The organism is Halalkalibaculum sp. DA3122 (assembly GCF_043951865.1).
Lineage (GTDB): Bacteria > Bacteroidota > Rhodothermia > Balneolales > Balneolaceae > JAMQKA01.
In genome coordinates this window covers 12,645-37,909 of record NZ_JBINJF010000017.1, presented here as the reverse complement: position 1 = coordinate 37,909, position 25,265 = coordinate 12,645, and the positions used below count along the sequence as shown (strand labels likewise).

The 25,265-nt window shown below is 51.0% G+C and carries 15 protein-coding genes; 9 read left to right on the top strand and 6 right to left on the bottom strand.

Annotation, left to right across the window (positions count from 1 at the left end; translation table 11 throughout):
- Positions 1-49: 49 nt before the first annotated feature.
- From ACG2F4_RS12045 to ACG2F4_RS12035, 3 genes are all read left to right on the top strand, one after another.
- Positions 50-1,336, top strand: coding sequence for a competence/damage-inducible protein A (locus tag ACG2F4_RS12045; RefSeq protein ID WP_395261038.1), 1,287 nt, complete (start codon positions 50-52; stop codon positions 1,334-1,336).
- On the top strand, positions 1,333-3,366 hold the full coding sequence (locus ACG2F4_RS12040; RefSeq protein ID WP_395261036.1) for a putative porin: 2,034 nt from the start codon (positions 1,333-1,335) through the stop codon (positions 3,364-3,366). The genes ACG2F4_RS12045 and ACG2F4_RS12040 overlap by 4 nt, the downstream gene beginning before the upstream one ends.
- Before the next feature lie 72 nt (positions 3,367-3,438).
- Positions 3,439-4,323, top strand: coding sequence for a cell division protein FtsX (locus tag ACG2F4_RS12035; RefSeq protein WP_395261034.1), 885 nt, complete (start codon positions 3,439-3,441; stop codon positions 4,321-4,323).
- A gap of 122 nt (positions 4,324-4,445) precedes the next feature.
- Here ACG2F4_RS12035 and ACG2F4_RS12030 read toward each other — a convergent pair whose 3' ends face one another.
- Positions 4,446-4,895: a hypothetical protein gene (locus ACG2F4_RS12030; RefSeq protein ID WP_395261032.1), complete on the bottom strand. Its 450-nt coding sequence runs from the start codon at positions 4,893-4,895 to the stop codon at positions 4,446-4,448.
- 289 nt (positions 4,896-5,184) lie between these two features.
- Here ACG2F4_RS12030 and leuS point away from each other — a divergent pair, with 289 nt between their 5' ends.
- Positions 5,185-7,785: a leucine--tRNA ligase gene (gene leuS, locus ACG2F4_RS12025; protein ID WP_395261030.1), complete on the top strand. Its 2,601-nt coding sequence runs from the start codon at positions 5,185-5,187 to the stop codon at positions 7,783-7,785.
- A 240-nt stretch (positions 7,786-8,025) separates the two neighbouring features.
- Here the strand turns inward: leuS and ACG2F4_RS12020 are convergent, their stop codons facing one another.
- The 3 genes from ACG2F4_RS12020 to ACG2F4_RS12010 form a co-directional block, all read right to left on the bottom strand.
- Positions 8,026-8,853: a hypothetical protein gene (locus tag ACG2F4_RS12020; protein ID WP_395261028.1), complete on the bottom strand. Its 828-nt coding sequence runs from the start codon at positions 8,851-8,853 to the stop codon at positions 8,026-8,028.
- Between the two features lie 396 nt (positions 8,854-9,249).
- A complete protein-coding gene (locus ACG2F4_RS12015; protein ID WP_395261026.1) occupies positions 9,250-10,692 on the bottom strand; it encodes a GH3 auxin-responsive promoter family protein in 1,443 nt (480 codons plus the stop codon).
- A 246-nt stretch (positions 10,693-10,938) separates the two neighbouring features.
- Positions 10,939-12,372 (bottom strand): phytoene desaturase family protein, encoded by a 1,434-nt coding sequence (locus ACG2F4_RS12010; RefSeq protein WP_395261024.1) that lies wholly within the window; start codon positions 12,370-12,372, stop codon positions 10,939-10,941.
- 377 nt (positions 12,373-12,749) lie between these two features.
- On the opposite strand from ACG2F4_RS12010, the gene ACG2F4_RS12005 reads away from it, so the two are divergent.
- The 5 genes from ACG2F4_RS12005 (at position 12,750) to ACG2F4_RS11985 (ending at position 20,684) form a co-directional block, all read left to right on the top strand.
- A complete protein-coding gene (locus ACG2F4_RS12005) occupies positions 12,750-14,117 on the top strand; it encodes an acyclic terpene utilization AtuA family protein (protein ID WP_395261022.1) in 1,368 nt (455 codons plus the stop codon).
- Between the two features lie 381 nt (positions 14,118-14,498).
- Positions 14,499-15,539, top strand: coding sequence for an NAD(P)/FAD-dependent oxidoreductase (locus tag ACG2F4_RS12000; RefSeq protein WP_395261020.1), 1,041 nt, complete (start codon positions 14,499-14,501; stop codon positions 15,537-15,539).
- 185 nt (positions 15,540-15,724) lie between these two features.
- Positions 15,725-17,527 (top strand): ABC transporter ATP-binding protein, encoded by a 1,803-nt coding sequence (locus ACG2F4_RS11995; protein WP_395261018.1) that lies wholly within the window; start codon positions 15,725-15,727, stop codon positions 17,525-17,527.
- Between the two features lie 76 nt (positions 17,528-17,603).
- Complete coding sequence (gene rnz, locus ACG2F4_RS11990) at positions 17,604-18,863, top strand: ribonuclease Z (protein ID WP_395261017.1); 1,260 nt, start codon at positions 17,604-17,606, stop codon at positions 18,861-18,863.
- A 15-nt stretch (positions 18,864-18,878) separates the two neighbouring features.
- On the top strand, positions 18,879-20,684 hold the full coding sequence (locus ACG2F4_RS11985; protein ID WP_395261016.1) for an ABC transporter ATP-binding protein: 1,806 nt from the start codon (positions 18,879-18,881) through the stop codon (positions 20,682-20,684).
- 769 nt (positions 20,685-21,453) lie between these two features.
- On the opposite strand, the gene ACG2F4_RS11980 is transcribed toward ACG2F4_RS11985, so the two are convergent.
- Both ACG2F4_RS11980 and ACG2F4_RS11975 read right to left on the bottom strand, forming a co-directional pair.
- Positions 21,454-23,589 (bottom strand): PAS domain-containing protein, encoded by a 2,136-nt coding sequence (locus ACG2F4_RS11980; RefSeq protein ID WP_395261014.1) that lies wholly within the window; start codon positions 23,587-23,589, stop codon positions 21,454-21,456.
- A gap of 275 nt (positions 23,590-23,864) precedes the next feature.
- Positions 23,865-25,217: a GntP family permease gene (locus tag ACG2F4_RS11975; RefSeq protein WP_395261012.1), complete on the bottom strand. Its 1,353-nt coding sequence runs from the start codon at positions 25,215-25,217 to the stop codon at positions 23,865-23,867.
- Positions 25,218-25,265: the final 48 nt, after the last annotated feature.

The window sequence follows — 25,265 nt, the reverse complement described above, 5'->3', positions numbered from 1 at the left end:
TACAGAGTTTGATATTTTCTCTTCATTCCATGAATCGCCAAATCCATTTATGAAAGCAGAGATTATAAGTATCGGCAATGAGCTTCTTATCGGTGACACCGTCAATACCAACGCCAGCTGGATTGGACAGCTGTTGACGGAAGAGGGAGTGGAGGTTCTCGGGATCCATACCATCGGAGATGATCTTGACGTGGTAAAACAAACCCTGAAACGAAGTATGGAGCAGTGCGACCTGGTTATTACCACCGGCGGATTGGGGCCCACCCATGATGATGTCACCAAGCTGGCGCTCCAGCAGCTGTTTGAGGTGGAAACTGTAATTGACGAGTCGGTGCTCAGTTTTGTGAAGGAGATGTTCGAAAAGAGGAATATCCCGTTTACAAAATCGAATTACCACCAGGCCGAGAGACCTGAAAACGCAGAGGTTTTATTCAACTCGCAGGGCACGGCCCCGGGCTTGTGGTTTGAAGAATATGGGTGTAGCCTGGCGGTATTACCCGGCGTCCCGTTCGAGATGAAGCACCTGATGCGCGAAAAAGTGCTCCCCAGGTTGCGCGAAAAGCTTCAGGATCAGTGGTTTCGGCGCTCAAGATACCTGGTAACGGCCGGCATCGGGGAGAGCACGCTCAGTGATGAAGTGATCGGGGAGTTAGACCATCTGCTGCAAAGCGGGACAACAGTCGCCTATTTGCCGAGCCCCTACGGCGTGCGTATCAGGATTACCAGTCCCGGGCGTTCAGTGGAGGAGATCGAACAAAAGATAAAGCCGGTCGCCGATTACATTTATCAAAAGGCCGGCGATCTGGTTATCGGCGAAGGGAAAGACCTGCAGCTCAGTGAAGCCCTCGGCGCAAAACTCAGGGAAAAAAAGCTGACAATAGCGACGGCTGAAAGCTGCACAGGCGGACTCCTGGCAAGTACACTTACGGATATTCCGGGCAGTAGTGACTACGTGACGGGAGGGACGGTTGCCTATGCCAACAAAGTCAAAACGGATGAATTAAACGTCTCCCGGTCCATGCTGGCTGAACACGGGGCCGTCAGTAAACCGGTGGCCCTGCAGATGGCCCGGCAAATTGCCAGGAAATACGGTACCGATATCGGGGTGTCCACCACCGGGATTGCAGGTCCCGGTGGGGGAACCGATGAGAAACCGGTTGGAACGATATGGGTCGGGTTTTGGTCAACCGGGAAACATTTTGCCCTCAACACACTTTTTACCAATAACCGGCTTGTCAACAAAGAACGAACCGTAGCAGTAGCGATGGAGATGGTCCGCCGCGTGCTGCTGGACCTCGATACGATGCCATACGGCCTAGAACCCGAGTGGGCTTGAGTCGACAGATTCTGACATACCTCATCACGCTCCTCATTTTTGCCGTGACCGGTGTATCTGACCTGCAGGCTCAGGTTGATTCGCTACGGATCGATTCACTTCCTGTTGACTCCCTTCAGATTGATCTGGCTCCGGATATCGATCTGGAAAATGCCCGGGTAAACGCGGCTGTTGCTGACACCACGCTCCAGGACACCACTTCCGGTCCACCTGAGCCCGCGATAACGATTGTTCCCTGGAAATATAACCAGGCTATTGATGCCCAAATGGTGTCAAATGACAGCCTGATGCGGTGGCAAAACTGGCCCGACTGGACGGTTAAAAAAAATCGGGATCCCGGGGTACTTAGCTTTCGTTTGGGTACGGTGGGTCGCAGCAATGCAATCATGATTGATGCTCACGAACCGCGTCATCAGCAGCTGCTTTGGGAAGATATCCCGATGCAGAATCGGGTAAGTGGCACCGTAAACTGGAATGTAATACCGATCCACAAGATCGAATCCATACATGAGCAGAACCGGGGGATCACCCACACAAGCAACTTTCACCTGAAACAGTATTACGTAAACAAGCCCCGATCAAGACTAATTTTTGATGAAAGTAAATATGACCGGCGGGCCCTTGAATTTTGGGTTACACAAAATTTTACCCAAAAAACAAATGCGGAACTGAGCTACTGGGACCGGCGCGGCGGGGGGGGATACAGTAACTCCTCGTTTACCGGCAGCCAGATATTCGCCCGGGTCTATCATCAATATGACAATAAGCAGTTTTTTAAACTGCGCTTTTTAACCGGCAGCAGGAATCTTGGGGAACCGTTTGGTTACAACATCCCGGACCTGCAGAATTTTGCTTTCAATCGTTTTTCCGCCACGGCCAATCAGTCGAGCGGCAGGTCGGAATCAGGGAACACCACGGTAGCCCTTTCCTATCACCGGCGGCCGGCCGACTCCACACTTGTGACCGAGCGGTTTCGGGCGGGGATGTTTATGAACAACCAAAAGCGTTTGGTTCGGTTTTCGGAGGATACGACCAGCTATACACTGGGTTCGGTCGGGGCCTACGCGCACAAGTGGATGGAGTTGAATCCATTCAGAGTGGAGGGGCTGCTGCGCTACGAGCTTTTTACGAACAGGGAACGGGAGGCATCCAGCCTGGATATCGGTCGCTGGAGCCAGCTGACGGCCACGGGAAATGCGGCGTTTGAACCCGTTGCCTGGGGAAAAGCTGTTGGCAGAGCTTCGTTCAGGCAGCGCGGGCAACAGCGTGACTACTCGATCGGGGCTGACATGGAACTGGATTTCAGCGGCCGCCTGAAGCTTGTGGGAGGAGGGTCGCGCGGCACCCGCATGGCAACCCTGCAGCAGCTTTACTGGAGTTCATCGGGAGTGGAGGGATCTGAAAACCTGAATCCGGAAAAGATTACGGAACTCCACGGATCTGCTGAATTACGCCTTTTCAGCGGGGGCAGCGTGGGGGGCAGGGGGCAGCTCAAGCAGATAGAGGATGGTATCCTGCTGAATACCGATGGCCAGTTCGTGAATATACCGGGATATGAAGCAGTTTCGGTTACCGGCTTCATGGATTTTGAGAATTCCCGTTTTGAATTGTCGGGCTCCGGCACGGTACAGCAATATCGAAATATTCAGCTGGATCCGGCTGGTGAGATACCCGCCTTTAACACGACCCGCATCTGGCTGAAGGGAGGGGCGTACTGGAAAGGATATCTTTTTAACCGGGCTACCTACGTGAAGGCGGGACTCTCTGGGATGTTTTCTCCCAGACAGTATCTTGCCGAACATTACGATCCGGCCCTGGACTACTGGCAGCCCGCCAGCACCGATCAGCCGCTGCCGTGGTACAGTCGACTGGATGTCGATATTTCCGCACGGGTGCGCTCCATCATGTTTGTGCTCCGCTTTGAAAATGTGCTTGACGATGTTAGTCAACTCGGCTACTTTGAGACGGCCGGTTACCCGATGCCGCCCCGCCGGTTCATGTTTGGCGTACGGGCGGTATTCAACAACTGAAAACAGGAAAAATCATCTTGCGGCATCCCCGATAAGGGGTGAAACAGCTGTTATTGATACAAAGTATAAAACATGAGTTTAGGTTACGTTATTAAAGAGGGTCTGGCAGGCTTCAAGCGGGCGCGCCTGGCCTCCTTTACGTCCATTTTTTCGTTGTTTATTGCAGTCCTTTTGCTGGGGATACTGGCGCGAATATCATATAACGTTTACGAGGTGGGCAACGCGTTGAAACAGTCGATTGACGTGGAGGTGTTCCTGGCAGACCTGGATGAACGGACAACCGGGGAACTCCGGGATAAACTGGAAGAGGAGCCCCTGGTACAGTCGTTTACCTATATCTCAAAAGACAGCGCTGCGGCCATTTTTCGAGAGGAGTTTGGTGCGGGAGGAGAGTCGCTGGCAGAGCTGAAATTTCTGCCGGCCTCTTTTCGACTCAGTATAGATCCGGAGGCTGAAGTCAGTGATATAGCAGTCCTGGTGGAACGGATTGAGGAGTATCGGGGAGTCGAGGAGGTCCAATTTAACCAGCAGCTGCTGGAGATGCTGCAATCGCGGTTCCAAACGATCGCCGTTGCAGGCGGAGGGATCGGGCTGTTGATCTTGTTAGCCGCTTTAATCCTGGTGTTTAACACCATACGCCTGACCATCTATGCCAAACGCGGCCTGATCAAGGCGATGAAGCTGGTCGGAGCCACCAATGCCTTTATTCGTCGTCCCTTCGTGGTGGAAGGGATCATCCAGGGACTGATAGCGGGAGTGGCGGCCGTAGGAGTTATGTACCTGTTTTTCCTGTTCCTGCTGCCGGAATATATCCCGCAGTTCGGGGTCTTGTCCTGGCCGTTTGGGCGCTGGTATTATCTCTGCGGGGCGATGCTGTTGCTTTCGGTCTTTATGGGATACCTGGGAAGTTTGTGGGCCGCACGCCGTTTTATCCGGAAAACATCGGTGTCTGAATAAAACCGGCTGTAACAAAAGAAAGTGGATAGCCTCAACTCGTTAAATCTTCTGAGAATGGGACATGTCGTGAGGTTGCTGCGCCGATTAAATGTGGCAATCAAAAAATACCTCATCCAGAATTTTTAACCGAAACGGGCTTCCAGGGCACGGTAGCGGTAGTCAAAAATTGACTCCAGCTGATTCCTGATAAACAGCCGGTTTGCAAGCTTTCCAAGTACACCGAAGGGAGGCAAATAGGAGACCTGGTCGGTCATCACCACGCCGTCACTGGTGGTCTCCAGCCCGTGGAAGTGGTACCAAAAGCGATACGGGCCGATCCGCTGCTCGTCGATAAACTGCCGGCTGGGGATAATATGTTTGATCTCCGTCACCCAGTCTGATACTCCCAGCAGCGGAAGCGTCACCTCGTACCGGATCAGCAAACCGTTGTGCATGGTATCCGGAACGGGAGAAGTGATCACAAAATTGAGTTCCGGGGGCGTGATCTTGTTGAGGTTGGCCGGATGAGCAATAAACCGCCATACCTCTTCGATCGGGGCTTGCAGGGTCTGCGTTTGATTCAGCTGATACATGCGGTTCCTGTTTCCTAATTTTCAGTTGAGGTTGAGATTTTCAATAGAAAGACATCGTTGATTCAATCTTCGTTCAGAAAATCTGGTTCACCCCGGGGTTCTTTGGGATAAAATAGGGTTAAAGGAATGCTGATGCAGCGGAATGAGAAGACGACGACTGCGCAGAGAAATAGGAATTCCTATTTCTCCATTCATTATCAGAACCAATAATCCTCTCTTCGATACACCCCTTTTTTTCCTTATCTTTGGCGACTAATCCTAAATTTAACATTTAGTTAAAACAGACTGCATGAGCTCGTACAATCCGGAAGATATTGAATCCAAGTGGCAGGAATACTGGCAGGAGAATAAGACTTTCAAGACGCCGGAGAACCACGACAAGCCCAAATATTACGTGCTGGATATGTTTCCCTATCCCAGCGGTTCCGGCCTGCATGTAGGTCACCCGGAGGGCTACACCGCCACCGACATCCTGGCGCGGTACAAGCGCATGCAGGGCTTCAACGTGCTGCACCCCATCGGCTGGGATGCATTTGGCCTGCCCGCCGAGCAGTACGCCGTGAAGACCGGCACCCACCCGCGCGACACCACTGAAAAGAATATCAACCGGTTTCGCGAGCAGCTGCAGTCGCTCGGCTTCAGCTACGACTGGGACCGCGAGGTCAACACCACGGATCCCGACTACTACAAGTGGACCCAGTGGATCTTCCTGAAGCTGTACGACATGGGCTTGGCCTACGAGGATGACGTGCCCGTGAACTGGTGCCCCGAGCTGGGAACCGTGCTGGCCAATGAAGAAGTGATCGACGGCAAGAGCGAAGTGGGCGGCTACCCCGTCGTCAAAAAGCCGATGCGCCAGTGGGTGCTCAAGATCACCGAATATGCCGACCGCCTGCTGGAAGGGCTCGACGACCTGGACTGGCCCGAATCCACCAAACAGATGCAGCGCAACTGGATCGGCAAGTCAATCGGTGCCGATATCGACTTCCCGATTTCCGGCTACGAGGAAGACATCAGAGTATTTACCACTCGTCCTGATACGATTTTTGGTGCTACATACATGGTGTTGGCGCCCGAGCATGAACTGGTCGATAAAATCACGACCGATGATCAGAAAGAAGCGGTCAAAGCCTACCAGGAAGAAGCGGCCCGGAAATCCGACCTGGAGCGCACCGAGCTCAGCAAGGAGAAGACGGGCGTATTTACCGGCGCGAATGCGATCAATCCCGCGACTGGAGAAGAAATTCCGATTTTAGTGGCCGATTATGTCCTGGCTACTTATGGCTCGGGTGCGATTATGGCCGTTCCGGGTCACGATGAGCGCGACTGGGAGTTTGCCCGGGAGTTTGATCTGGATATCGTGGAGGTCGTCAAAGGCGGCGATATCACCAAAGAAGCCTATACCGATACCGAAGAGGGCGTGCTGGTCAATTCCCAAAATGATGAGGTTTCCCTGAACGGGCTTTCGGTGGATGAGGCCAAGAAGAAAATCACGGACTGGCTGGAAGAAACAGGGCAGGGGAAGAAGTCTGTCAATTACAAGCTGCGCGACTGGCTGTTCTCCCGCCAGCGCTACTGGGGCGAACCGTTCCCGATTATCCACGTGGATGGCGAGCCGAAGCCGCTGGATGAAGACGACCTGCCGGTAACGCTGCCGGAGGTTGAGGATTTTGAACCTACGCCCGATGGCGATCCGCCGCTGGCCCGGGCCAAAGACTGGGTGCAAACCACTGATCCCGAAAGCGGCAGGCCGGCCCTGCGCGAGACCAACACCATGCCGCAGTGGGCGGGCTCCTGCTGGTACTACCTGCGGTATTGCAGTCCCGATTTTGACGGGGCACCTGTGGACCCTGACGAGGAAAAATACTGGATGCCGGTGGATATGTACGTGGGCGGCGCCGAGCACAGCGTGCTGCACCTGCTCTATGCGCGGTTCTGGCACAAGGTGTTGTATGACTGCGGGGTGGTCTCCACCAAAGAGCCGTTCCAGCGGCTGGTGCACCAGGGGATGATCCTCGGGGAGATGGAGTATACCGGTTTTAAGAAAGATGGAAAATGGATTTCACCGGACGAAGCAGAAGAGCTGGAGGATGTGGAGCAGGTCAGGCTCGACGAGAGCGAAATCGATAAGAAAGGTGACGGGTTTGTATTGAAAGGGACCGACATCAAGGTGGATGCGAAGGCCCACAAGATGTCGAAGTCGCGCGGAAATGTAGTGAACCCGGATGATATTGTAGCTCAATACGGGGCCGATTCGATGCGCTTGTACGAAATGTTTATGGGTCCGCTGGAGCAGGTCAAACCGTGGAGCACCAAGGATGTGGACGGGGTCTATCGCTTCCTGGGTCGCGTCTGGCGGCTGATTATCGATGAGGAGAGCGGTGAAATAAACAGCGCTGTACAGGATACGGAGCCGTCAAAAGCGCAGTTAAAAGCGCTGCATGAATGTATTAAAAAGGTAACTGGTGATGTGGAGAACCTCTCCTTTAACACGGCAATTTCTGCAATGATGATTTTTATCAATGAGGCGTATAAATGGGACCAGATTCCCCGTGAAAGCCTGGAGTCGTTTCTTGTTTTGCTCTCTCCCTTCGCTCCTCACATAGCGGAAGAGCTTTGGAGCAGGTTGGGACATGACCAGTCCATAGCATATGCTGCATGGCCCGAATTCAACGAGGAATACCTGGTCGACGAAACAACGACCTACGCCATACAGGTGAATGGCAAAGTCCGCGGAGAGATTGAAGTATCCACTGATAAGGCTGAGAACAGGGAGCTCGTGCTGGGTCTGGCCAAGGAGGAGAAAAACGTCAAGCGGTATCTGGATGACGGGAAGCTGGTAAAAGAGATTTTTGTGCCGGGCAAGATTGTGAACCTGGTCGTAAAATAATGGGTCCTCAAAAAGGGGGCTCACCAGCCTTCAGATTACGGAGGTTGATCTTTATTTCCAGAGGGTTTTGCAAACCCCTCAATTCTTCGTTCTGAGTTTTACTTCCGTTTAAAAGGTCAACAAGGGCGGTGGTACAACTCCTCCCAACAAAATAGCAGGTTCTGCAAAGCTCCCTTTCAGTCGGGCTTCCTCTAAATAAAGAAAACCCTGGCGGCACGATTGCACAAACTGGTGTAGTGCTTACCAGTTAATTCCTATCCGGAAAAAGGATTGGGTAGCTTGCAATCCCAAGCCCTGCTGTTTTCCGGAAATCACATCCAGCAGCTGTTTGGCGTTGTCTGCCCTTTCATCGGTCCAGTGCAGCCAGCGCAGGGTCAGGCCTGCCGTAACGCCTGTTTTGCCACCGAGCAGGCGTTCAAACTTGGCTTCAAAATTGAAATCGGTGTTTTTGGTGAGCCGGATACCGCTTATGGCGTCCCCTGAATCGGGCATCGGGTCGTTGGTGAGCCCGGAAAATTCGCCGATCCCCCCAACGCTGGTAACTACCGAGGCAAACGCGGTGAGGTTATCTTGCAAGACCGGCAGGCCGGTGGGAATTCGAATGTGGGCGCCGAGTCCGCCACCCAGGCTGGCGGTGCCGATATTGACAGCGTGCCCCGGATATTCCGTGTTGTCCATCAGTTCCAGATTCCGGTAGCCCATATTTACCCGAACGGGAATAAAGCTGCCGATGGGCACGCCAAACAGGTGCCGAAAGATGCTAATATTACCGCCCAGGTTTAGGTCGGCTGTGATACTTCGAATATCTCCTTCGGTCTCCTGCGCATCAGCAATACCGTAACTGAATATGGCAGAAGAGGATCTGGAGCTCAGCATAATACCCGTCGATTTGCCGTTAAACCGGTATCGGTAGCTTCCGTTATCACTTCTCAGGTTAAATTCATCTTCGATATATCCTGCAGTCACCGACGTGGTATTTCGCCGTGTTTTTTCCCCGGCGTCGTTCGTGATACCCGTTCCCGTGTTTTGAAATGGAAAAATCCCGGCTGTAGAATGGACTGATTGCAAATCGGAACCAGGAGAGTAAAGGTAGGTATCTGAATAGGTTGATTGTCCGGTAGCTGTTGAGGCAATAAAAAACATACAGAAACACAGACAGAAAGCGGTAATTTTATTCTCTGAACTCATGATTTCACCCTTGACAGTTTTATGATAGGTATCGTGCTTTTAAAAGTATAAAAAATAAATACTTATAAAATGAACGTTCCCCTGTTAAAACTGCTTAATCATTACGAATTGCTGTTCACATATGTATCAGCATGATCGCTTTTGTCCCGTTTACAGCTGGGATTTTCTGGACCTGGGATACCCTTGAAATGGTATTTTTCCTTCGCCTGTGGATGTATTCATGCAATAAAGAAATATTTCTGCCACACGAGATCGATATCAAGATGTTATGAGGCCCTATTGATGAAGGAAAAAGTCAATATCTTCCCGTTTTTTCAGCAGTTTGGGCAGCTTGCTTTGTGCAGAACTGTTGTCCTGTTGGTCCAGCCAGCTGTTGATTTCCTGCTGGGTGATTGAACGGATTACTGGCCGGCCCAGTGCACCACTTTCTCTCCGGATGGCGTAATGCCTGTTCTTTTCCTGCAGGGACTGGTCAACAGCGCGGGCAAGTCGTTCGAGTGTCTGCTTGTGCTGAGGTTCCACAAACTGTACAAACCAGTGGTGTCGGGGCAGTTCCTGCTCAGACGTAATGCTGCTGCCCACGGTAAACGAGCAGGTTTCGATTTCCATCCTGCCCGCTGTTTCGTTCAGAACCTGTTCCGCTTCATAGAGGTGAAGGGCTTCTCCGAAATCATCCAGCATCTCACTTAATCGGCCCATAACTGAAATGCGCGGAGGCGTGACCGAGGTAAACTCCACGATATCATTGACCGCATAACGCCAAAGCCCGGCATTGGTGGTTACGAGCATGGCGTAGGGCCGGTTGGGCTCTGCCTGCCACAACGGTATAGTCGGCTGAATACTGAGTGATTCCATCTCTGGAAGAGGATCAGGTACAAATTCGTAGAATATGCCGTTGTTGTATACCAGCTTCATATCTTCATTATTTGGCGTATCAGTATAGGCGAAGTAGCCCTCGGAAGAACCGTATGTTTCTATAAAATCGAGGGGAGATGCTTTTTCCCCGTAGAGCTGTTCCAGGTGCGGTTGGTAGTTTGAAAGCTTCACTCCGCCACAGATCAGCAATGCAAGATTAGGCCAGATTTCCGAAACTTTTTGTTTACCGGTTCGATCGAGAGCCTGCTGGAATAGTGTTAAAATCCAGCTTGGTACGGCTACAATGACCTTGATATCAGATTCCAGGGCGGCCCCAAGAACGGTTTCGAACTTTTGTTTGAAGGGAAGCCGGGTCAGTTCGGCGGGAGGCTTGAGGTGAAAGGGCCGAAGCCACCAGGGCGAATGCAGGGCCGTGAAACCACTTATTTCCCCAATTAAAAGGTGATCTCTCCGCTCCACTGTGCCCGGAAGGCTCAGATGTTTGCCCAAGACCGGGGGAATACGATTCCAACTTTTCAGGTAGCTGAAGGCCACCGAACGCATAAACCGGCAATCGCTCTTGAGTCGCTCGTCTGAAAGAGGGAGGTGCTTGCCTTTTCCCGTAGTGCCGGCGGAAACGGCAAACCGGTTGGTGGTTCCCGGCCACAACAGGTTGGGCGCGCCCTGCTTTACCGCCTCTATCTTATCTTCAATATCACTGTAAAAGCTGATCGGCAGCCGGGTGCAAAAATCCTGGTAGCCCTCAATTTTGTCGAAAGCGTGTTGCCTGCCGTACCGGGTCCGCTTGCCGCGAGACAGCAGTGAGAACAGAATTTGAAGCTGTTGTTCCTTGACACTCAGCATGGACTCCAGCGGCTCCTGAAAATTAATGTGGTTGGATGATGGTAAAACGACAATGAGAATTTACGAAATCGTATCCGTGCCCAGTACCGGCATTTGACGTGTATTTTAAAAGTTGCATGTACCAGGCATGAATGTTGGGTTGAATCTGTTTTGCCATCAAAATTTGATTTGCAGAGGTCCCTGTAAAGAGAAATAACGGTGAAATAAAAGCATGTAATTATTCTTTAGAGGATATTTTTGGAGATATCAGGTGTCCAAGTGGTTTCTCAGGGCAGACATTGCGGCGTGATATCCGCACATTCCGTGAACTCCGCCGCCGGGCGGGGTCGAAGAGGAGCAGATATAATACGAAGTCTCGGGGATGTGATAAGGATTAAAGAGCCCCGCGGGACGCGTGAAAAGCTGGGTTATATCCTGCAGCCCGCCGTTGATATCGCCCCCGATATAATTGGCGTTGTACCGTTGGATCTGCTCGGTGTTCATCGAGTGCCGCCCGATAATCCGATCGCGAAAACCGGGGGCAAATCGCTCGATTTGATTTAATATTGGCTCCGACATATCCACGGTAGAGCCCTGCGGTACATGGCAGTAAGCCCAGGCGGTGTGTTTGCCGTCGGGCGCACGAGTATCATCAAAGAGGCTTTGCTGGGCGACGAGCACATACGGTTTCTCAGGATGGTTGCCCTTAAATGTGGCTCGTTCGGAGTCGGCAATATCTTCGAAGAGGCCGCCCAGGTGAACCGTTCCGGCTTTGAGACAGCGGGAATCACTCCACGGTATCGGCCCGTCGAGCGCCAGGTCCAGTTTGAAAACCCCGGCCCCGTAGCGGAATTTCTGTAGCTTTCTGGCATACCCCGGTGGAATCGATTCTCCCGCAATTTCCAGTACCTGGGCAGGGGTGAGGTCAAAAAATACTGTCCGGGCATGTTCCAGCTGATCGATCGATTCCACGTTGCAGTCGGTCTCAATTTCGCCACCCAGGGCTCTGAGGTGAGAAGCCAGGGCGTTGGTAATTTGGTGGGATCCCCCTTTTGGAAGGGGCCAGCCGCGATGGTGGCCCGCAGCACCAAGTATGAGCCCGATGGCAGCGGAAACGGACTGCTCCAGTGGCAGGATGCTGTGGGCCGCCAGTCCGGCGAAAAGGGCTCGCGCGCGGTGCGATTCAAATCGTGAAAAAGCGAGGGATCGGGCCGACTTAACGGCATTCCACCCAAAGCGGGCCATCAGGATCGGGGTGTCCGGGAACGGGGAAAACGGGGCCAGCAGCTGGGGAATCAGCCGTTCGAAGTTAGAAATAATCGGTCCGAACAGCTTTTTGTATGCCGGGGTATCCCGGTTCAGCTCTCCGGCCGTCTGATCCAGTGAAGGGTACAGCACAACGGCCGGTTCTTCATCCAGCGGGTGGGCCAGTGGATATTCCGGGTAGATCCATTGAAGACCATGATTTTCCAGCGGAAGCGTATTAAAAAAGGGAGAGGCCAGTGCCATCGGATGGATGGCCGAGCATACATCGTGGTGAAAGCCGGGCAGGGTCAGCTGCTGTGTTCGGGTGCCGCCGCCAATCGTTTCCCGGGCTTCCAGTACTTTAACGTGAAGGCCCCGCTCAGCCAGCGCTACAGCGGCCGCCAGACCATTTGGACCGGCCCCAACAATAATTGCATCATAGGTTGATATAAACACAGACTTGAATATTAGTTGCTCAACATTATGCAGTAATGGTAAGGTGATCGCGGGAGACCGGCAAGTATTTTAGCCTGTACTTTACACATTGGTATCACTTTCGTCCACGATTGGCCGGGACAAAATGAAGTTCCCTGAATTGCCAACCGCATGCTCGGTAAAGTGTGCGTTGTATATCCTGCGAGAAGAATATGTAGACAATATTCAGGCACGCAATGCAATTTGTTCCTCTGGGATGAACTTTTATCTTACCATTCGGACCAACACGCCCGGACCGGGTACAGCAACGATTAGGGACCACCCTGTGCCGGGATGATTTGCAAATAATGACGCATGAATAGTCAAATAAAGTCAACTGAAAAAATAAGATAAGAATATTGAAATCTTCAATTCGCATTGCATCGGCCTCGGGTTTTTGGGGAGATCTGCCCCGGGCACCGGTCGACCAGGTTACAAAGGGCTCAATCGATTACCTGGTAATGGACTATCTTGCGGAGGTCACCATGTCGATCCTGCAGAAGCAGCGGATGCGCAATCCCGATCACGGTTACGCCCTCGATTTTGTTCACGTTATTGATCAAATCCTGGAGTATATCACGGCGCGCGGAGTCAGAGTGATCAGCAATGCGGGCGGCGTGCATCCGGAGGCGTGTAAAGAGGCGATATTGACGCTGGTCAAAGAGCGCGGATACGAGGATATCTCGGTAGCGGTAGTCGACGGCGACGACATCCTGGGAAAAATTGATGCGCTGGTCGAGGGGGGTCATCAGCTTGAAAATATCGATACCGGTGAGCCGATCACATCGGTGCGTGACCAGCTGACAAGTGCAAATGTATACCTGGGCAGCCGCCCGATTGTGGAAGCGCTAGACCAGGGTGCGGATATCGTTATCACCGGCCGGGTATTTGACGCCGGGCTGATTCTGGGTCCCATGATACATGAATTCGGCTGGGATTTTGATGATTATGACCGGATCGCTTCCGGTATTGTGGCGGGCCACATAATTGAATGCGGAGCCCAGGCCTCGGGGGGCAATTTTACGGACTGGCAAGAGGTCAAAGATTTTGTCAATATCGGGTTCCCGATTGTCGAAGCATTCCCCGACGGAACGTTTGCCGTTACCAAGCACGAGGGCACGGGGGGATTGATCAACCAGATGACGGTGAAGGAGCAGCTCGTGTATGAGATCGCAGACCCATCAGCCTACCTGACCCCGGACGGGGTGGCTGACTTCACCACACTCCAGCTGCAGCAGTCCGGGCCGGATCGTGTTCGTGTTTTTAATATCAAGGGCAAGCCGCCTCCCCGGTCGTACAAGGTCTCTGCCAGCTACAAGGCGGGTTATAAAATAACTTCTACTTTGGTATATTCCTGGCCCCGCGCCCTGGGCAAAGCGCAAAAGGCGGCCGATATCCTGCAGGGCAGGGCCGAACAGCTCGGGCTTGAGCTGGGGAAGTGGAAAGCGGAATATATCGGCTACAACGGGTGCAGTGAAAACCCGGTCACGCAAGAAGCCCTGGAACGGGAGTTTGAGGAAATTCAGCTTCGAATTTCTGTTTCGGGGATGAACCGGGAAGTGCTCGACCGATTCGGAAAAGAGGTTATTCCCCTGGTACTGACAGGCCCGGGCGGGGTAACTGGCTATGCCGCCGGCCGCCCGAAAGCTGCGGAAATTGTCGCCTACTGGCCCGCCTTGCTTGACAAGAGTGCAGTAGAGCCCCGGATGAGGTTGTTTACGATTTGAACACCCCGTACCGAAAGATTTAAGGGACCTTTGCAAAACCTGCTATTTTGTTAGGAGGTAGTTGTACTACTGACCTTTTAATGGGAGTATAACTCCCTCAGAACGAAGAATTGATGGTTTTGAAAAGTCCTCTTTAAATCACCGGAAAAGTCCGTTCGCAAAACCGTTGTTTGCAGAGTCCTCACTGGAAATAAATTTTTCCCGTTTGATAGCAACAAGGTGGGCTCGTAACCGGTGAGCTTGCGGGCAGATATCACCTGTCCATTTGTCCATACGATATGCTTGGAGGTAGTTCCGGATTTAGGTGATTCGAATTTCGGATTTATACAATATGATTTGCTATTTTATAGTTGAGAACTAATCAAAATTTAATTTTACAGAATGAAGATAGGAATTATCGGATCGAGCCTGGCAGGTCTTGTAGCGGGTAAAAAACTGGGTCAGGCAGGACATGAAGTAACCGTTATTGAAAAAACAAGAACGCTCGGCGGACGGATGGCCACGCTCGATGATGGAGAAGGAAATATATTTGATTACGGGATTTCACACTTTCACGCCAACAACCCGGATTTTGTCTCATTTGTCAACTACCTGAAAGAGGAAAACCTGGTGGATGAATGGTCGTCCCGGTTTGAGTATTTTGACGGTTCTCAGCTTCACGATCTGAATCCCAACCGCTCTCCAGAACTGCATTATGCGTCAACCAGGGGCTTTTCCAGGGTTGCACAAAAGTTGAGTCGCTGGGTCGATATTAAGTCGTCCGTACAAGCGGGGGGATTGACCTACATCGGGGCCGACCGCACCAAAAAACGGGCGTGGATGATCAATTTAACGGATGTCAGCGTTTTTGAGTGTGATGCGGTAATCATCGCCACCCCCGCCACGGTGGCCTACGGCATCCTGATGACCGCACAGGATGAGACGCCGGCCCGCCGTATTATTCGGCATGTCGATGAATTTAACTATGACCCTTCATTCACCGTGATGGCCAGCTACAGGAACCAGGAGGTGCCCGACTGGGATGCTGTTGAATGCGCTGGAGAGCACCTGAAGTGGGTAATTAATGAATCGTCAAAACGGGACAATGCCGATACCTCTCTGGTCATTCACTCTTCCGCCGCGTTTGCCCGGAACAACAAGGAAGAAGACCCACAAAAGGCAGCTTCCGGGTTGCTGCAGCAGGTTGCGCGCATCACCGGTCAGGACTGGATCGCCCAGCCCACGGCCGAGCATTACCACTACTGGCAGTATGCAAGCTGCAGGAACCCGATTGACGAGCGTTTTATGGAACTGGAGATGGAAGAAGCCCCGCTGGCCCTTATAGGGGATTACCTGGGAGGGAACTCGGCAGAAAGCTCCTATTTATCAGGACTCCGCCTGGCGGAATACTGGAACGAAAAATATGAGCTGGCCAGGGTCTAAATATTGTTACCTAAATCTGAATCATTCATCCTAACCCACTGTTATATCATATAAATTTGCTCGGTTGTACCTCCTGAAATAATAAAAAGCACGGAGGCATTTCGTTACGGCTGTAACATAAAAGGTTCTCAGGCTGTAAAATACTTGTCTGCCAACAATCTATTGATCTTTAAAACAATTTCTCCTTGACAGGATCGCTCAAAAAGCTGAATACATATTTCAAAAAGTACCTGGGGACCATCATTCTCGGGTCTGTTTTCCTGGTTGCCTCCAATTTCTTTTTGGTCTGGATCCCGATATTTATTCGGCGGACCATCGATGAAGTAGCAGCACTGGAGAGCAAGGGAGGCGGCTCTTTTGACGGGCTCGCAGAAGTGCTTTTTAGCAGCCAGGCGGGGGCTATATTGGCAGAGAATGCGCTGATGCTGGTGGGTGCGGTGGTCGCATCGGGCCTGCTTCTTTTTGCGACTCGACAGACGCTGATCGTCACCTCACGGAAAATTGAGTTCGACCTCCGGAATGATGTTTTTGACAAGCTGCTGGAGCTGCCTCAACGTTTTTTCAGCGAATTTAACAAAGGAGAAATTTATGTGCGCGCAACCGAGGATATCTCCAAGGTGAGAGAATACTTTGGTCCCGCATTCATGTATACCGTCAACACGCTTTCCCGGGCGGGATTTGTTATCGCCATGATGATTATTGTAAGCCCGGAGTTGACGTTCTGGGCGCTGCTGCCGCTTCCGCTTCTCTCCGGTTTTGCCTACTGGATCAGCGGCTATATCAACACCCATTCCAGGATTATCCAGGAGCAGTACTCCAACGTGGCGGGCCGGGCGCAGGAGGCTTTTTCAAGCATCAGGCTTATTAAGGCGTATAACCGCGAGGACTACGAACAAAATCGGTTTGAGGATGAAAGCGAATCGTACCGAAAGAAGAAACTGCGGCTTGACCTGGTTGAATCGCTGTTTCACCCCGGGCTCAACTTTTTGATAGGTATTTCTATTATCCTGGTTATCTGGAAGGCGGGCCAGTACGTGATCGAGGGTACGCTGACGATCGGGAATATCGTCGAGTTTGTTGTATATGTGGCCTACCTGACATGGCCGGTAGCGTCGCTGGGATACACCGTTAACCGGTTCCAGCGCTCCATGGCCTCCTGGAACCGGGTAGACCAGGTATTAACCGAGAAGGTGGAAATAAGCGATAATAATCGCACTGATCAGTCAGTTAAAGAGATTGAAGGGTCGATCGAATTTGTCGATGTATCATTTAAATATCCCGGGGCCGAGGTATATGCCGTGAAAAATATAAATCTGAAGGTCAACGCCGGCCAAAATGTTGCCATCGTGGGGAGAACAGGAAGCGGAAAATCCACGTTGGTGCAGCTTATTCCCCGGCTATTTGATCCGACAAAGGGAACCATATTGATCGATGACATCGATATTAAGACCATACCGGTTAAAAAATTAAGAGCGGAAATAGGTTTCGTCCCCCAAGATACTTTCTTATTTTCCGATTCTATTGGCGAAAATATTGCTTTCGGCACGGAAGAGGCCAGTGAAGAACAGATACACGCAGCTGCGGAAAAGGCCCAGGTCCGTGAAAATATTATGGATTTTGACAAAAAATTTGAGACCATGCTCGGCGAGCGGGGGATTACCCTTTCCGGCGGGCAAAAGCAGCGGACGGCCATTGCCAGGGCCTTAATCCGGGACCCTAAAATTATTATACTTGACGATTCGTTAAGTGCGGTAGATACCAAAACCGAAGAGGCAATTCTCCAGCACCTGCGAGAAGAATTAAAAGGACGTACAACAATTATGATCAGTCATCGGATTTCTACCATCAAGGATGCTGACATCATTTACTACATGGAAGAAGGAACAATCAAAGAACACGGAACACACGATGAACTTCTGCAAAAAAAAGGTAGATACTCAGCTATGTACAAAAAACAACTGCTAGAAGAAGAATTGGCTGAGATTTAAATAAAACCAGAAACAAGTAATCGGGGTCTCATTGCTTGAACGCAATCCCCCAACGTAAAAAACGGGAGTAACAATAATGATTATCGTACCACTCGGAGTTGCATCTGCAACACCAACCGCCACAAGACATTTAGCATCGGTAGCAGTATGGAGAGAGGGAAGTATATTTCTATTCGATTGCGGAGAAAACACCCAAATGCGTATGCTGCAGGGTGGAATGAAACGTTCAAAAATCGAATGCATCTGTCTTTCTCATTTTGATACCGACCATTATTCAGGACTTATCGGGCTGCTTTCCACGCTTCAGTTACAACGCAGAGACCAAAAGCTGACGATTGTAGCTCCCAAAGGGATCAAGGAGTATGTGGAGTTCAACGTCGACTTTGCCGGTATTGAGCTGAATTACCCCATCGATTATGTAGAGATCGAAGAAGAGGGCTTTGAACACGAACGGGTCCTCGATGAGGATGAATACTACATTGAAGCCCGACCGCTGAACCACTCCAAATTTTGCATCGGCTATCGATTCCAGGAGAAGGACAAGCCCGGCAAGGTAGATGCCGAAAAAGCTCAGGAGATGGGAATCTCGGAAGACTGGCAATACAAGGAGCTGAAAGCGGGGAATGACGTTGAACTCGACGACGGGACAGTCGTCAAATCTTATGATATTGTGGGGCACCCGCGCCCGGGAGACAGCTTTGCCTACATTACCGACACCCGGTATCACCCGAACTCGGTTAAGCTGGGGATGAACACCAACGTACTGATGCACGAGGCGACTTTCAGCGACAGCCTCGCTGACAAGGCCGAGGAAACCGGCCATTCCACGGCCAAGGATGCGGCCCGGGTGGCGAATGAGGCGAAGACGAAGTTGCTGGTACTGACCCACTTCTCAGCCCGGTATACCAACCAGTATGTATTGCTGAGGGAAGCGCGCGACGATTTCTTCCCCACCTGGGTTGCCACCGAGCTTCGTCCCATTTTCACTGATCCCGCTCATGAAAAAGGCATTATCAAGCCCAAGGTTTATCTCAAGGAGATCAACAACAGCGGTGGAAACAAGAATAAAGGGCGATCCAAGAATAAGAACCGGGGCAACGACAAGCGGAAGAAAAAGAAACGTTTCCGCAAGCGTAAGAGTTCTAAAAGCAGTAGCCGTTCCCGCTCCAAGTCGAGCAGCAACTCCGGCCGGAGCAAGCGTAAAAGCAGGAGCAGCGACAGTAATTCACGCAACTACAATAAAAAGAACAGCAATAACAACGGCGGTAATGACAACCAGCGAAAGCCCAAACATATAACGCCGCGCACTCCATTTGACGATTTCGATCGTTTTTAAAATTTAGCAAGGTACGTGAACAAATCGAACAGTAGTAAAGCCGTCGACAGGGATCTTCTTCGGCGGCTTTACTCTTTTATAGAACCGTATAAATGGTATGTCCTCCTGGGCATCGGTCTGACGCTGACAGCGTCTTTTCTGGGGACGGTGCGTCCCAAATTGACCCAGATTGCCGTAGATGAGTATATACGTACAAACGATTTTGAGGGATTGCTGTGGATTATTTTTCTGCTGGCCCTGGCCCTTGTCGGAGAGTTTATTGTGCTGGTTGCCAACACCTACCTGACCCGCTGGTTTGGACAGGGTACGCTGTTCAGCCTGCGCAATGCGGTATTTAAAAAGATACAGTCCCTTCATGTTCAGTTTTTTGACAAGAACCCGATCGGCCGGCTCATAACGCGCACCACCAGTGATATTGAGGCCCTGAGTGAGCTGCTCAGCGACGGAGTGGTGAACATGGTGGGCGACCTGTTTCGGATCTTCTTTATCCTCTATTTCATGTTCAGCATGAGTTGGGAACTGACCCTGGTTTCTATCTCAGTGCTGCCGATCCTGTTCTACGTTACCTTCTGGTTTAAAGCCAAGGTTCGGGTGGCATTTTTGAATGTGCGCGACCAGGTGGCCCGAATGAACTCCTTTGTACAGGAACATATCAATGGCATGGATATCGTTCAGCTTTTCAATAAAGAGGAGCGGGAACGCGAGCGTTATCATTCCATCAACAGGGAGCACCGGGAAGCCCACATCGACACCATTTTTTATTATGCCATCTTTTGGCCGGCTATCGAGGTTATCTCGAGCTTGGCGCTGGCGCTGGTGATCTGGTACGGCGGCGGACGTGCCCTGCTGGGAGAGGTGACATTCGGTATCCTGCTTGCGTTTGTACAATACGTGCGCCAGTTTTTCCGGCCGATACAGGGAATCTCGGAAAAATTCAATACCCTGCAGTCGGCACTGGCCTCTTCGGAACGAATTTTTAATGTGCTGGATACCAAAAATGAGATCACCGACCCTGAAAACCCCAGGGTTATACGTAATCCCAGTGGGAGAATTGAGTTTGAACATGTGTCGTTCAGCTACAACAAAGAGGAACAGGTGCTTAAAAATGTTTCCTTTTCGGTAGAACCGGGGCAAACTGTGGCTATCGTGGGCGCTACGGGGGCCGGCAAAACGACTATTATCAACCTGTTGATGCGTTACTACGATATTGACGATGGGGCCATTCTGCTGGACGGGGTGGATATCAGGGATTTAAAACTGGAGGATCTCCGATCGAATTTTGGAATGGTATTGCAGGACAACGCCCTCTTTTCGGGCAGCATCATGGAGAATATTACGCTGGGCAATCCGGCTATCAGCAGGGAGAAGGTAATTGAAGCTTCCCGGGAGGTCCAGGCCCACCAGTTCATAAAGCGACTCCCGGGAACGTATGACTATGAGCTGAATGAGCGGGGCACCTCGTTGTCGATGGGACAGCGGCAGCTGATCTGTTTTGTACGGGCCATGGTGTACGATCCCCGGATATTGGTATTGGATGAAGCCACCTCCAGCGTCGATTCCGAAACCGAGGCGATTGTCAACAAGGCGTGCGACCGCATGATGAAGGGACGCACCTCGATCGTGATTGCCCACCGCCTTTCGACCATCCAGGGCGCCGACAATATTTTGGTAATGCACAAAGGTGAAATCAGGGAGATGGGCACGCATGCCGAACTGCTTGAGAAGAGTGGCGGTATCTACCGCAAGCTGTATGAACTTCAGTACAAAGACCAGCTTTTGCCGGAAGAAACGGAAGCCGAAGAACCACAGGCGGCCAAATGACAGCGTATGCCGCTGTTCTTCGGGACAAGCACCTACAATAAAAAAACGTCGACCCATCAAACCGACGTTCCTGCTTTTGATTTTTGATTTTATACCGTCTGGCGGAAAAAAGCTCCCAATGCCTGAACCTAAAGCATGTATCCAGCCAGCATGCTCAAGTAAAAACTGGTGAAAATTTTCTTAAAAAGGGCATTGAAAAACCAGGAGTTTTGGTCAAGACCAACCCCTCAGCGGATTCGAAACCGCGAAAATGCCGATATTGGCCAAAACAACGGTTTTGCATAGACCTCTTAAATTAAGCATGCTTTGCCCTTCTTAATTTCACGTGTAATTTTCTAAACTATGGGATCACTTCCAAGTTAGAAATACTTAATCAGGACCTTTGCAGAACCTGCTAATTTGTTGGGAGATGGTTTACAACCGACCTTATTTGCCCTTTTATGCGGGCAGTACAACCCTCAGGTCGAGGAATCGAGGATTTTAAAGCCCTCCAAGCAGGGAGATACTCAAAAAGTGGTTGCAGCATTTCCCAGGCAGGGGTATTCCTGTTTGTGAGAACAAAAATGAACCTGAATCATCGGTTGGGAATTATGGATGCAGAATGAAGAATTTCAAGGGAGGTTGTATAAACGGGTTATAGCACCATGTTCAACTGGTAGAAGTTCTGTCTGACGAGAGGAGGCAAAAAGTGAACCCGCCTTTCCGGTCTTGAATGGGGCGCGGAAGCCGGGTGCCAACATTTTTTCCGCTAACATACCGAGATGCAGGGTTAATCCAGGAGGGCGTTCCCAACGCCTGTTTTCCGGTCTTCTCGTTTAAATGAGAGGATGAATTTGGTCCCATTTCCGGTGTTTTGATATTCGCTTTTCCCGATCAGCTGTGTGGTTAGGGTATCAATAAGTTTCATGCCCATCGAGTTTTGTCCCTCCTTTTGAGCGTCCCGTATTCCAATTCCGTTGTCTTCAATTTCAACATTTATCGTCCCGTTGTCTTCAACGATCGTTAACTTCAGGTTTGCCTGATGATCTCCCGTGAAGGCGTGTTTATAGACATTCGTCAGCACCTCGTTAAGTATCAGTGAAGCCGGTATCGCCTGGTTTACATTCAGCGTTACGGGATCGCAGTGGATCTCACGGGTTACCGAATGATCGGCCTGGAATGTATCCGATATATGGCTCAAAAGCTCTTTTATGGTATCGGAAAAATTGAGCCTGGAGAAGCTGTCCGATCGGTATAACAGTTCATGCACACTCGCAATGGTTTTGATACGGGCGATGCTGTTGTAGAGTTGATGCTCTAATTCTTTGTTGTTCGTGTCAAGTACCTGTAGCTGCATCAATCCCGATATTACCGCCAGGTTGTTTTTAACGCGGTGGTGGATCTCCGAAAGCAGCGTTTCCTTCTCTACCAGTGAGGTTCTCAGGTTTTTCTCGATCTGCTTGCGCTCCGTAATATCCTCGATAAAACCGTTTAGATACACTCTCTCGTTCTCCCTGTCTTCGATCGGCTGCCCCTTTTCCCATACCCAGTGAATGTCTCCGTCCCTGTCGACGATCCGATACTCAATTTCCCACTTTTTCCCCGCGGTAACGGCCGCCCGCACTTCTCGGTCCACACGCCCGGTGTCCTCCTCATGGATGATACTCTCATAGGATCTGACCCTGTTGCCGATAAACTCCTCTGCCGGGTACCCGGTAATATCTTCAACGCGGTCGCTCATATACAGCATGGTCCAGTGCTCATCATTTTCACAGTTGTATACAATTCCGGGAAGATTGGATACCAGGCTGCGATAGACCTGCTCGCTTTCGCGCAGCTCCTGCTCCGCCTGCTTGCGGTCGGTAATGTCCTGTATAATGCCCCGGTAATGCAGAACCTGGCCCCTGTTATCTCTCTCAATAAACGTCCAGTCGGTGACCCATTTGACGACTCCCTGTTTGGTAACAATCCGGTAGGGACGGTGCTCAAACTCTGATACATCGCTTTGGCTGTTGGCTTGAACTTCGGAAAAGACCCGCTCCAGGTCTTTCGGGTGGATACAGTCTTCATATGTGACGCTGCCAGAGGTGAACTCCTTTTCGGAATATCCAAAGACTTTCCGGACATTTTCCGAAACATATTCCACCGGCCAGTTTTCCTCATTTTTCCAGGTAAAGGCGACCAGTGTACTTCTGTCGATAATATTCTTTGTCTCCTCCAGCTTTTTTTCGGCCTGTTTTCGCTGGACAATTCGTCCAATTCTATCAGCTGCCGCTTCCAGTAGTTGTCGCTCCTCCTTCAGAAAGGGACCCTCATCCCGAATGGGTCGTTCTTCCGAATAGCCGATCTCAACCTTTCCCCGGCGCTTCCCCTCAATTTCGATACTGCTGCTCTGGGTCCACTGCGAATCGGTGGTTGACCCGGATTTATATTCATGTCCTTCCAGCACAATTCTGCACCAGGCTATTTCCGGGAACTGCCAGCTTTCGGGCAACGTATCGGCTATCTGTTGCAACATCTCGGCCAGGGAGGTATCATGGTGCGATATTTTTGAGAGATAGTACATCGCACTCAGCTCTTTGGTGCGTTCCTGGCTCTGGAATTCCGCCTCCTTTTTGTTAGTAATATCGATCAGAAGCGTAGCGATAACCCGCTTTTGGATGCGCCACACCTGTACCTCGAACCATTTGTCCAGATTACTGAGGTAAAGTTCAAACTTCTCATTTTGTCCACTCGAAGCAACCCGGGTATACGCCCGTCTCCAGCTGGTTGCTGCATTATCAGGATCGGGCAACAGTTCGGATACCCGGGTGCCGGCAAGATCCCCGGGCGTTCGATCAAAAAATCGGGCATAAGCATCGTTGGTGGTCCAGATTTCAAAATCGGCAAGGTCGTCATCCCCGTCAATAGTTTTATAATATGCCACTGCAGATGGACACGATTTAATACTATCTCTCAACACCTTTTCCTGGATTCTATCCATTTCTCAATCCAATAAACAGTTGGGCCTGGCCCTTGAACAACTCAAGTACCATCGCTTGATTTTGGTTTAGTCAACAAGAAAAATACGAATTTATTTTCGGACAAATATGGAAACAGAACCGTCCCGGCAGATGAAGAGTACTGCAAAACCGTACGGCTGCAAATTCCTGGCTGATATTGATAAAAAAGTGGATGGGGAGTTGGGAAACCAGTAACCTTCTAAAATACGGGCAGAAAAACCCCGCCCAGTATAGCCAGCGTCAGCACGATTATTGAAATAATGAACTCTCCAAAAGTGTAAATCTTCAATCCGCCGGTTACCGAAAAACCGCTGAGTTCAACTGTAACCCAAAATCCGCTGTCGTTGACATGGCCGATACTCATTCCACCGGAAAGGGCCGCCAGCGCTATCCATACCGGGTGAAGTCCGACGGTGGTCGCCAGGCTGGCCCCGGCCATGATATTCATGGTGGTTATGGAGGCCACGGTGCCGGATCCCTGGGAGACACGAAATATAAGCGCTATCCCGTACGTAATGAGGATCGCCCAGATTGCAGAATTGGAAAAACTGCTTATGCCGCCGGCCAGCGTAGTGCCTATCTCTGTGCTCTCGATGACTGCTCCAAATGCTCCACCTGCCCCGGTAATAAGCAGTACGAGGCCTGCCGCAGACATCGCATTTTGAACAGAATCGGATATGACTTTTTTCTTCATCGAACGTACAGCAATGAGATAAGCCAGTATGGCCCCCACAAGCATGGCGATCACCTTGTGACTCAGAAATTGAATGATACCGGGGACCTGTTCAGAAAAAGCCTGGTATGCGGTCCCGCTCAGAATCAGCAATATGGGAGCAACAATGGGTATAACCGCCAGGAGGGCACCCGGGGCGTTCGGAGGGTGCTCCTCCGTAACTTCCAGCGGTTCCTTGACCTGGTCTTTCTCCTCGTTCCAGAAACCGTGATCGAGAAAATAAAAGAGGATCTTGATGGAGAGGGAGACCGCGACGAGGCCAAAAAGCAGGCCTGCCACGATCATGATCCCGAGATCAAATCCCAAAATATCGGCAGCAGCCAGCGGGTTGGGCGTGGGGGGCACAAGCGTATGTGCAGCAGCCGCCCCGATAACCATGGCCCCCACGGCGTAGGGAAGAGGCTTATCAAGTTCTTTAACCAGGGCGAGGGCCAGGGGAATCAAAATAACGAAGGTAACGTCGAAAAATACAGGTATCGAAAAGAGAAACGCCGTCAGCCCGATACCGTAGAATACCAGCTGACCGGGGAAAATGTCGACCATTTTGAGAGCGATTGAACGCGCGCCCCCACTGTCATATATCAACTGCCCGATAATAACGCCAAACCCGATGGACAAACCGACTGCTGCCATAAGCTCTCCGAATCCCTCAGTAATTTGATGGACGGTTTCCATCAATCCCAGCCCGGAAGCCAGTCCCATATAGATGCTTCCGCATATCAGGGCGACAACAGGACTCCACCGAAACGCGATAATAGCTACCAGGATAATGGCAATGGCCACTACTAAATTGGTAATTAACAGCGAAGTGGAGATCATAAGCGGGCGGTCTCAGATTTGCAATAGCATGTCGGAGTCGGTGAAAGA

Bases quoted from the DNA above. Each gene is read 5' to 3' on its own strand.
- ACG2F4_RS12045 (WP_395261038.1), top strand. From the start codon at position 50: ATGAAAGCAGAGATTATAAGTATCGGCAATGAGCTTCTTATCGGTGAC.
- ACG2F4_RS12035 (WP_395261034.1), top strand. From the start codon at position 3,439: ATGAGTTTAGGTTACGTTATTAAAGAGGGTCTGGCAGGCTTCAAGCGG.
- ACG2F4_RS12000 (WP_395261020.1), top strand. From the start codon at position 14,499: ATGAAGATAGGAATTATCGGATCGAGCCTGGCAGGTCTTGTAGCGGGT.
- leuS (WP_395261030.1), top strand. From the start codon at position 5,185: ATGAGCTCGTACAATCCGGAAGATATTGAATCCAAGTGGCAGGAATAC.
- ACG2F4_RS12030 (WP_395261032.1), bottom strand. From the start codon at position 4,895: ATGTATCAGCTGAATCAAACGCAGACCCTGCAAGCCCCGATCGAAGAG.
- ACG2F4_RS11975 (WP_395261012.1), bottom strand. From the start codon at position 25,217: ATGATCTCCACTTCGCTGTTAATTACCAATTTAGTAGTGGCCATTGCC.
- rnz (WP_395261017.1), top strand. From the start codon at position 17,604: ATGATTATCGTACCACTCGGAGTTGCATCTGCAACACCAACCGCCACA.
- ACG2F4_RS12015 (WP_395261026.1), bottom strand. From the start codon at position 10,692: ATGCTGAGTGTCAAGGAACAACAGCTTCAAATTCTGTTCTCACTGCTG.